Source organism: Pseudomonas sp. S32, assembly GCF_016648095.1.
In the GTDB taxonomy this organism is placed as follows: Bacteria; Pseudomonadota; Gammaproteobacteria; order Pseudomonadales; family Pseudomonadaceae; genus Aquipseudomonas; species Aquipseudomonas parafulva.
The window spans coordinates 1-9,521 of sequence record NZ_JACVVF010000081.1; the positions used below are offsets into that span (position 1 = coordinate 1).

General features: G+C 60.4%; 9 protein-coding genes. All 9 read right to left on the minus strand.

Features of this window, described 5'->3' with window-relative positions; genetic code table 11:
• Positions 1 to 160: 160 nt before the first annotated feature.
• A complete protein-coding gene (locus IAE38_RS23115) occupies positions 161 to 544 on the minus strand; it encodes a YkgJ family cysteine cluster protein (RefSeq protein WP_028631615.1) in 384 nt (127 codons plus the stop codon).
• Between the two features lie 155 nt (positions 545 to 699).
• A complete protein-coding gene (locus IAE38_RS23120) occupies positions 700 to 1,827 on the minus strand; it encodes a hypothetical protein (protein ID WP_201219491.1) in 1,128 nt (375 codons plus the stop codon).
• A 115-nt stretch (positions 1,828 to 1,942) separates the two neighbouring features.
• Positions 1,943 to 3,151 carry an alanine transaminase gene (gene alaC / locus IAE38_RS23125; RefSeq protein WP_028631617.1) on the minus strand — a complete coding sequence of 403 codons (1,209 nt, stop codon included), beginning with the start codon at positions 3,149 to 3,151 and terminating at the stop codon, positions 1,943 to 1,945.
• A gap of 239 nt (positions 3,152 to 3,390) precedes the next feature.
• The gene (gene cyoE, locus IAE38_RS23130) at positions 3,391 to 4,278 is read right to left on the minus strand and encodes a heme o synthase (protein WP_028631618.1); all 888 of its coding nucleotides are present in this window, start codon (positions 4,276 to 4,278) and stop codon (positions 3,391 to 3,393) included.
• Positions 4,279 to 4,289: 11 nt separating this feature from the next.
• The gene (gene cyoD / locus IAE38_RS23135) at positions 4,290 to 4,622 is read right to left on the minus strand and encodes a cytochrome o ubiquinol oxidase subunit IV (RefSeq protein WP_028631619.1); all 333 of its coding nucleotides are present in this window, start codon (positions 4,620 to 4,622) and stop codon (positions 4,290 to 4,292) included.
• Entirely contained in the window at positions 4,622 to 5,242 is a 621-nt protein-coding gene (cyoC, locus tag IAE38_RS23140) for a cytochrome o ubiquinol oxidase subunit III (RefSeq protein WP_028631620.1), read from the minus strand. Before cyoC ends, cyoD begins: the two co-directional genes overlap by 1 nt.
• Before the next feature lie 3 nt (positions 5,243 to 5,245).
• Positions 5,246 to 7,264, minus strand: a complete 2,019-nt coding sequence (gene cyoB, locus IAE38_RS23145) for a cytochrome o ubiquinol oxidase subunit I (protein ID WP_028631621.1) — start codon at positions 7,262 to 7,264, stop codon at positions 5,246 to 5,248.
• A gap of 3 nt (positions 7,265 to 7,267) precedes the next feature.
• Positions 7,268 to 8,209, minus strand: a complete 942-nt coding sequence (gene cyoA, locus IAE38_RS23150; RefSeq protein ID WP_201163773.1) for a ubiquinol oxidase subunit II — start codon at positions 8,207 to 8,209, stop codon at positions 7,268 to 7,270.
• 558 nt (positions 8,210 to 8,767) lie between these two features.
• The gene (locus IAE38_RS23155) at positions 8,768 to 9,274 is read right to left on the minus strand and encodes a disulfide bond formation protein B (RefSeq protein WP_028631623.1); all 507 of its coding nucleotides are present in this window, start codon (positions 9,272 to 9,274) and stop codon (positions 8,768 to 8,770) included.
• Positions 9,275 to 9,521 lie beyond the last annotated feature (247 nt).

The following is a 9,521-nucleotide window of genomic DNA, read 5'->3' on the forward strand; positions in this document are numbered from 1 at the left end:
GCGCGGCGCATCGCGAGCTTTGCTCGCTCCTACGTTTGTTTCGGGCCAATGTGGCCTGTGCCAGCGTACACGACGCTTTTAGTGCCTGCTGAAGTGCAGCAAGGATGACCGGCCAGGGACGGATTTGCATGGGGTCACGTGCGAACCGGCCACCTCAGCCTCAGGCCACCTCAGCCCCATCATCCGGCCAGTGTGGCTCGTTGGCCCCAGGCGGGGTCAATGGCGGCAGGCCGTAGGCCGCCCGCGCTGCGTCGCAGCTGGGGTTGTGCACACCACCCTCCCAGGACGCATCGAACTCCCGGCAAGGGCTGGAGCGGTTTTCATAGATGGTGCACGCCACCTCCTGCCCGATCTCGCCTTTCAGGCTGATGCAGCGGCACGGCTTGGCATCGGTGCCGATCATGGCGACGCGGGTGGGGTTGATCTGCACCACCAGGTCGTCCGGCACAAGGCCACCGGAAGACTGGCACTCACCCCAGAAGAAGGACACACGGAAGTACCCGCAGCAAGCGCCGCAGTCAAGGCAAGGGTTATATTCGGACATGATGGCACGGAGGGAAGGTTGTTGTTATCGGGCTGAGCCCGCGGCGCCATTCTCAGTCCAAGCAGGGGTGGCTGAATAGAGGGGGGATGCAAAAATAATCGCCGTCCATCGCCATCCCTGCGTGGCGACAGGGGCAGGCCCTGTCGCGCGGGCACTCAGCACAGCGCCTTGTAGGTATTCACGTCACACTGCTGCAGCCCTAGGCCCGCAGTGGGCTCGTAGCCATCGCCGCACACCTGGCTGAAACCCGTCTGCCTGCTCCCCTCGTGCACCAGCCGGTCGTGCTGGCTGCCCTCGGTGATCACGGTGTAAGACACCCGGCGCATGTCCTGGTACTGGCCCTCTCGCGCAGCGATCGCCTGGTGGTACCCCATCACCTGGGCATCGCTGAGCCCCAGCCGGCCGGCAAGCTCAACCCCCCAGCGCGCCAGGCACACCTCGGCGTAATGCCGCACGATCAGCCCTGGCTCCACCAGCAGCTTGCCCACCCCCGCGCCGTCGATGGAGGCATTGCCCACCAGCGTGGCATGGCGCCCTGGCATAGGGTAGATGCAGATCCGTGTCCCCTCCTCCACCGACGGGACCACGCAGGCAAATCCTTTGGAGCGCTCGTCCCTGGAGTAGAACCCCACGTACTCGCGCACATTGCTGCCCAAGGCAACCCGTTCACGCTGAACGTTCCCCACGCCCGGCACCGGGTCGATGGCAAAGATGTTCACCGGGATGTCCCGCAGCACGGGGTCCTGAGCCATGGCATTGGCCAGCATGTGGCAGCTGATGCCGCCACGGCTCCAGCCCACCAGGTTGACCTGGGTGGGCAGGCGCGGCTTGCGGAACATACCGATGATGCGCTCCTGAAGTTCCTGGGGCGTCGGGTGGCGGTCGCCATAATCGTAGGTGCGCCAGAACCAGGATGCCGTGGAGGCCACCTCGGGCACCGGTACGCCGGCATTTTTCAGCCGCTCGTAGTCGGCTTCGCTGAGCTTGGTGCGTTGCCAGTTGCTTTCGCCCTTGATCACCTGCAGCACATGGTTGACGTTCTCCTCCCAGCCACGCCCGAACAACTGGCCGGTCCAGTTGAAGTAGCCGCCGGGCTCAACGAACAGTTGGTCATCCTGAAGGTTGCCGCTGCCGGGGCCGTCCACGGCGATCCAGTGGGCGAACTCGCGGCCCTGGTCATTGTTGGCCAGCGTTGAAACCAGTTCTCCATTCCAGAAGTTGGGGTTTGCGTCGTCGAAGCGGTGCGAGCCGGTGCCGCAGAAGTAGGCGGTAAATACACTCATTGGAGGGTCTCTGTGGGGAGAAATGAGTGGTCAAGATAGAGGCGGCAGCATGCGGGGAGCAGGCGGAAGCGAATCCCGTAGGTCTTAGTGGGGCCGCGATGCGGCCCCGAGGGCTTTACGCGCGAGGCGCGCTGTCGGCACGGAACATCTGGCGGATGCCGCGTATGGCCTGGCGAATGCGGTCCTGGTTCTCGATCAGCGCGAAGCGCACATGATCGTCACCGTAGTCGCCAAAACCGATACCCGGCGACACGCACACCTTGGCCTCGGCCAACAGTTTCTTGGCAAACTCCAGCGACCCCAGGTGCGCATACTGCGGCGGGATCTTGGCCCACACGTACATCGACGCCTTGGGGTTCTCGACCATCCAGCCCAGCTCGTGCAGCCCCTTCACCAGCAGGTTGCGGCGCTGGCGGTACTGCTCGGCGATGTCACGCACACACTGCTGGTCACCTTCCAACGCGGCAATGGCCGCTACCTGCAGGGGGGTGAAGGTGCCGTAGTCGTGGTAGCTCTTGATGCGCGCCAGGGCGTTGACCAGTTCCGGGTTGCCGACCATGAAGCCGATACGCCAGCCGGCCATGTTGTAGCTCTTGGACAGCGTGAAAAACTCCACTGCAACGTCCTTGGCGCCCGGCACCTGCATGATCGACGGGGCCTTCCAGCCGTCGTAGACGATGTCGGCATAGGCCAGGTCATGCACCACCAGCACCCCGTACTGCTTGGCCAGGGCCACCACCCGCTCGAAGAAGTCCAGCTCCACGCACTGGGCGGTCGGGTTGGACGGGAAACCCAGGATCATCATCTTGGGCTTGGGGATCGACTCGCGGATGGCCCGTTCCAGCTCGTTGAAGAAGTCCACCCCCGGCACCAACGGCACGGAGCGCACCTGCGCACCGGCAATAACCGCCCCGTAGATGTGGATGGGGTAGCTGGGGTTGGGCACCAGCACCGTGTCGCCCTGGTCGAGCGTGGCCAGCATCAGGTGGGCAAGGCCCTCTTTGGAACCAATGGTGACGATGGCTTCGTCTTCGGGGTCGATATCGACCTCGTAGCGTTCCTTGTACCAGTTGGAAATGGCCCGGCGCAGCCGCGGGATGCCACGGGAGGTGGAATAGCCATGGGTGTCCTCACGCTGGGCGACCTGTACCAGTTTCTCCACGATATGCGGGGGGGTGGCACCGTCAGGGTTGCCCATGCTGAGGTCGATGATGTCCTCGCCGCGGCGGCGGGCAGCCATCTTGAGTTCGGCAGTGATGTTGAAGACGTAAGGGGGGAGACGATCAATGCGCGCGAAACGGCGCGGCGAACCTGGGTTGGCCATGGCTTCCTCTGAGACGTAAGCGCCCGGAACCGTCCGAGCGACGTTGGCCGCATGGGGCGGCCTGAAACAGAAGATAGTGCCGATATGGGTGACCTGTAAAGGGTAATACCCTGTTTTTTATTATTTATTTAGATGCATTTTTGGAAAACCACGGCAGCGTGATTGCAACGACCGGCTTATGACTGAAATAAAAAACCCCGGCACAAAGGCCGGGGCTTTTCGTAAAGCAGGCAGCAATTTCAGCGTGCGTAAGTCATCAGCACATCGGCCGCAGTCTGGCTGTCCACCCCCATCATCAAGCTCAAGGCCATGACGGTGAGAATGGAGAAGCCAAATACCTTGCGGGCCCACTTGCTGTCATCCTCAGCCTTGTAGCCACCCCAGGCCATGTACAGCCAGTACAGGCCCATGCCAGCAGCAACAGCCAGATAAGCGAGGCCGGCGTAGCCGCCCAGGGTAAGCATCAACGTGGCCAGCAGGAAGGCCAGCACGTACAGCACGATCTGCTTCTTCGCCGCAAGCACACCGCGCGCCACCGGCAGTACCGGAATGTTGGCGGCGCTGTAGTCCTTGAAGCGGAAGATGGCGATGGCGAAGCTGTGTGGCATCTGCCACAGGCTGAACATCACCAGCAGGGTGACCGCAGCCAGGTCGAAGCTGTTGCTCACGGCGCAGTAACCGATCACCGGAGGCATGGCACCGGACAGGCTGCCAACCAGGGTGCCGTGCACCGACTTGCGCTTGAGCCACAGGCTGTAGAAGCCGACGTACACCACAAAACCAACCAGCGCGCAGAACGCGGACAGAGGGTTGGCCTGAACGTACAGCAAGCTGAAACCCGCCACCCCGAGCAGGGTGGCGTAAATCAGCGCGAGGGGCAGCGACATGCCGCCCTGGACCATGACGCGGTTCTTGGTGCGCTCCATCTTCTGGTCGATGTCGCGGTCGATGCAGTTGTTGAACACACAACCGGACGCCACAACCAGAGAAGTGCCCACAATTACCGCCAGGAGCAGGGCGAAGTCCACATGGCCCTTCGCGGCAAGGAAGAAACCGCCTGCCACGGAAAGCACGTTACCGAAAATGATCCCCGGTTTGGTGATTTGGATAAAGTGCTTAACGGACATGCAGTCTTACCTCACTTGGCCAGCATTTCGAAGTGGATGCTGAACATGATCCACAGCGACAGGCCAACCAGCAGTGCGATCACCAACGTGGTGAACAGGAACGTTGATACGTTGTTGCGCTGCTCTTTCGAGCGGTCCATGTGCAGGAAGTATACAAGGTGTACAACAACCTGGATCACGGCCATGGCCACAACGATCAGAACGGTCAGGTTCTTCGGCAGGCTTGGGTACATCACCAGGCCAAACGGAATCGCGGTCAGGATGATCGACAGGACGAAGCCGATCATGTACGACTTCACGCTGCCGTGGCCACCCTCGTGATGAGTGTCGTGTGCGTTAGCCATTACAGAACTCCCAGCAGGTAGACGACGGTGAATACGCAGATCCAGACCACGTCCAGGAAGTGCCAGAACAGGCTCAGGCAGCTCATGCGGGTCTTGGCGGTCGGCGTGATGCCGTGCTTGTTGATCTGGTACATCATGATTGCCATCCAGATCAGGCCGGCAGTCACGTGCAGGCCGTGGGTACCTACCAGGGCGAAGAAGCCCGACAGGAAACCGCTGCGCTGCGGGCCGAAGCCCTCGCCGATCAGGTGATGGAACTCATAGATTTCCATCGCGATGAAGCCTGCACCGAACAGGAAGGTCACAGCCAACCAGCCCAGTACGCCCGACTTGCTGCCGGCGAACATCTTCAGCATGGCGAAGCCGAAGGTGATCGAGGACAGCAGCAGGAACAGCGTTTCTACCGCTACGAAATCGAGCTGGAAGATATCATGACCCGACGGGCCGCCGGCAAAACTGCCGGACAGCACCGCGTAGGTGGCGAAGAGCGACGCAAACAGGATGCAGTCGGTCATCAGGTACAGCCAGAAGCCCAGTACGGTCATCTGGCCCGAGTCGTGATGGTGATCGTCGTGCCCATGGTCATGACCATGAGCACCGTGCATTACTTGACTGGACATTGATTACACCCGCTCAAACGATTCGACACGTGCGCCGGCAGGCAGAGCACCTGCTTTGGCCAGCGCTTGCATGCGCTCGCCTTCGATGCGCGCCACTTCTTCGGCCGGAACCATGAAGCCCTGGTCGTCACGCGCAGCGTGGCGAACGAAGACAGCGATGGTTGCAACCAGGCTTGCGCCGACCAGCCACCAGATGTGCCAGATGAACGCGAAGCCGAAGATGGTCAGGAACAGGCCCATGAACAAACCGGTAGAGGTGTTGCTCGGCATGTGGATCGCTTCGTACTTGGCCGGCACCTTGTAGGCAACACCGTCTTCCTTGGCTTCGTGCCAGGCGTCCAGGCCAACCTTCTCAGGCATGTGGGCGAAGTTGTAGAACGGAGGTGGCGACGAAGTCGACCATTCCAGCGTACGGCCGCCCCATGGGTCGCCGGTGACGTCCATGTTCTGGTGACGGTCGCGAACCGATACGTACAGCTGGATCAGCTGGCAGGCGATACCGAACAGGATCAGCACGGCGCCGACCACGGCTACGTACAGGTAGGGTTCCCACAGCGGGTTGTCGGAGTGGTTCAGACGACGGGTCATACCCATGAAGCCCAGGGCATACAGCGGCATGAACGCAACGTAGAAGCCCGAGATCCAGAACCAGAAGGCAGCTTTGCCCCACTTCTCGTTCAGGGTGAAACCAAAGGCTTTCGGGAACCAGTAGGCGAAGCCGGCGATGTAGCCGAATACCGCACCACCGATGATCACGTTGTGGAAGTGAGCGATCACGAACAGGCTGTTGTGCAGTACGAAGTCAGCACCTGGAACTGCCAGCAGAACGCCGGTCATACCACCGATGGAGAAGGTGATCATGAAGCCCAGGGTCCAGAGAATCGGCGCGGTGAAGCGCAGGCGGCCCTGGTAGATGGTGAACAGCCAGTTGAACAGCTTCACACCGGTCGGAATGGAGATCAGCATCGTCGCCAGGCCGAAGAAGGTGTTGACGCTGGCGCCGGCACCCATGGTGAAGAAGTGGTGCAGCCAGACCGCAAAGCCCAGAATTGCAATGGCACCCGATGCGTAGATCATCGCGTGGTGGCCAAACAGGCGCTTGCCGGCAAACGTCGAGGTCACTTCCGAGAACACGCCGAAGGCCGGCAGGATCAGGATGTAAACCTCAGGGTGACCCCAGGCCCAGAACAGGTTGACGTACATCATCGGGTTCCCACCAAGCTCGTTGGTGAAAATGTGGAAGTCCAGATAACGGTCAACAGTCAGCAGTGCCAGTGCAGCGGTCAGAATCGGGAACGAAGCGACGATCAGCACGTTGGCCCAGGTGCAGGTCCAGGTGAAGATCGGCATGTCCATCAGCTTCATGCCTGGTGCGCGCATCTTCATCACGGTGACGAGGAAGTTCACACCCGTTAGCGTCGTACCCAACCCTGAGAGCTGTAGCGCCCAGATGTAATAGTCGACACCCACCCCAGGGCTGTACTGGATACCCGCCAGCGGTGGATAGGCAACCCAGCCGGTCTTGGCGAATTCACCAACACCCAGCGAGATGTTCACCAGCAGCACGCCTGCCAGCAGCAGGTAGAAGCTCAGGGAGTTCAGGAACGGGAAGGCAACGTCACGTGCACCGATCTGCAGAGGAACCGCGAGGTTCATCAGGCCGGTGAAGAACGGCATCGCCATGAAGATGATCATGATCACACCGTGAGCGGTGAAGATCTGGTCATAGTGTTCAGGCGGCAGGTAGCCTTCGGAGCCACCGGTAGCGGCAGCCAGCTGGGTACGCATCATGATGGCGTCGGCAAAGCCGCGCAGCAGCATGACCATCGCGACGATGATGTACATCACCCCGATTTTCTTGTGGTCGACAGTCGTCAACCACTCAGTCCACAAGTAGGACCACTTGCGGAAGTAGGTGACAGCACCGACGACAGCGATACCACCGAGCGCGATCATGGCGAGTGTCACCATGACTATCGGCTCGTGATAGGGTATCGCCTCCAGGGTTAATTTACCGAACATCTCTTACTCCTCTGCACCGGCAGCTGGTTGCGTACTCGATTCCACACCCTTGGTTGTGGCCAGGTCTTTGCTGCCTGCTTCTTCGTGGCTACGGCCGCGGTTCATGCCTTCGTACTTGTCGACGATCAGCTGGAACTGCTCTGGCGAAGCCTCGCTATACAGCTCGACTGGGTTGTTTTCGCTTGGTTTGGCCAAGGCGTCGTAGGTGGCCTTGTCCAGCTTCTTCGGCGACTGCTTGACCTCGGCGACCCACTTGTCGAAGTCTTCCTGGGTCGTGGCAGTAGCCTTGAATTTCATGCCGGTGAAGCCAGCACCGCTGTAGTTGGCGCTGATACCGTCGAACACGCCGTTTTCGTTGGCGATCAGGTGCAGCTTGGTGGTCATGCCCGCCATGGCGTAGATCTGGCCACCCAGGCCCGGGATGAAGAAGGAGTTCATCACAGCGTCGGAGGTGACGCGGAAGTTGACCGGGGTATTGGCCGGGAAGACGATCTTGTTGACCGTGGCAATGCCTTGTTCCGGGTAGATGAACAGCCACTTCCAGTCCAGCGCGATCACGTCGATCTGTACCGGCTTGACGTCGGAGTCCAGCGGGCGATACGGGTCGAGCTTGTGGGTGGACTGGTAGGTCACGTAGCCCAGCACGATGATGATCAGAATCGGGATGATCCAGACAGCAGCCTCGATCTTGCTCGAGTGCGACCAGTCAGGGGTGTAGGTGGCAGCCTTGTTGGACGCGCGATACTTCCAGGCGAAGACCACGGTCATGATGATGACCGGCACCACGACCAGCAGCATCAGGCCGATCGCGATGAGGATCAGGTTCTTTTGCTCAATGCCGACCTGGCCCTTCGGGTCGAGCAGGGTCCAGTTGCACCCACTGAGTAAAAGCATGCCTAAAAAGGGCAATATGCCAAACAGTCTGGGGTAACGCTTTTTACTCATCTCACGACCTCTAGATCAGCTTGCTTCAATGCAATTTGTGTTTTGGTAGCCAGCACTTCGTCCTGCCAAGTGAGGCATGTTGCGCCCGTACCCGCCCCTGCCTGGGCCCGACTGCAGGACCTTGGCGTGAAGCGGGTTAGTGGTGCTTTTGGTTTCGTAGGCAACAGGCCTGTACAGCAGACCAAGTCCATTTGGTGCGGGAAAACGCGGAGGGGGGTCCGCCCGGTATCGCCGTTGGGCGAAACTTGACGAAGTCAGCAAAAGGGAGCGCCTTGGCTTCCTTCAATCCTGCGACTTGCAAGCAGTGCCGAACGGAAATTGGGGGCGATTGTAGATAGGTCGCCAACCCTTGACTATGACTTATTGAGCAACAGTCTTTTACAGAATGCGCAACAATAGCGCCTCAAAACTCAACTTCGCGACAGTTTGTCGCACCCCTGGCAGTAGCCCTGGAACCCGCATCACGCAAGGGCTGCGGGTTGATCTGAATCAATCGTTGAGCAACTTTCAGCGCCGAATGATAGCCCTGAAAAAATTGTGGCGATCAGGGACTTTTGTCTAGGCCTGGCGCCGGTTGCGGTAGATACCCAACGGCACCAGCAAGGCGGTCAGCACAAAGGCCACCAACGCCCATTGAGCCAGTGAAAGACCCAGCACGGGTGGGTAGGGCGTGCTGCAGAAGCCGTCTACCTGAAATGCCAGCGGCCAGACCTTGGCCAATGGCAGGTCGTCCACGATGGGCTGCAGGGTATCGATGCCGCAGCTGACCATGGGGTTGGCGAGTATATACACATGGTTGCCGGCTGCAATGATTCCGCCCACGGCGCTGAGCACCACCAGCACTTCGAAGAAGGTCAGGCTGCGGCGCCCCGGCATGGCGGCGGCCAGGAAGGCAAACACGGCGATGAACAACAACGCGTAGCGCTGCAGGATGCACAGCGGGCAAGGCGCCTCGCCCAACACCACTTGCATGTAGAGGGCGCCCCCGATCAGCGAAACGCAGATCAGGCCCAACAGCACCAGAAAGCGCCGTTCCCGATTCAGGCGCGATGTTTGTTCGTTCATTGCCGGTTCCTTCGATGAATGGGTCGCTGCGTGATCCGCCAGCCTGAGCGCAAGTCTACACGCCGGGCAAGCGTTTGCGCGTGTGGCGCGTGCATTCGGTGCGGATCAGACATGGTGTAATGAGGTCGGTTCAATGGGGGGGGTAAACCGCGCGAGAGGCAACCAAGGGCATGACGTGGTTTATGCGGTGGCGCGTAGATCGAGCGCCGCCCGCGCGGCGCATCGCGAGCTGCGCTCGCTCCTACGG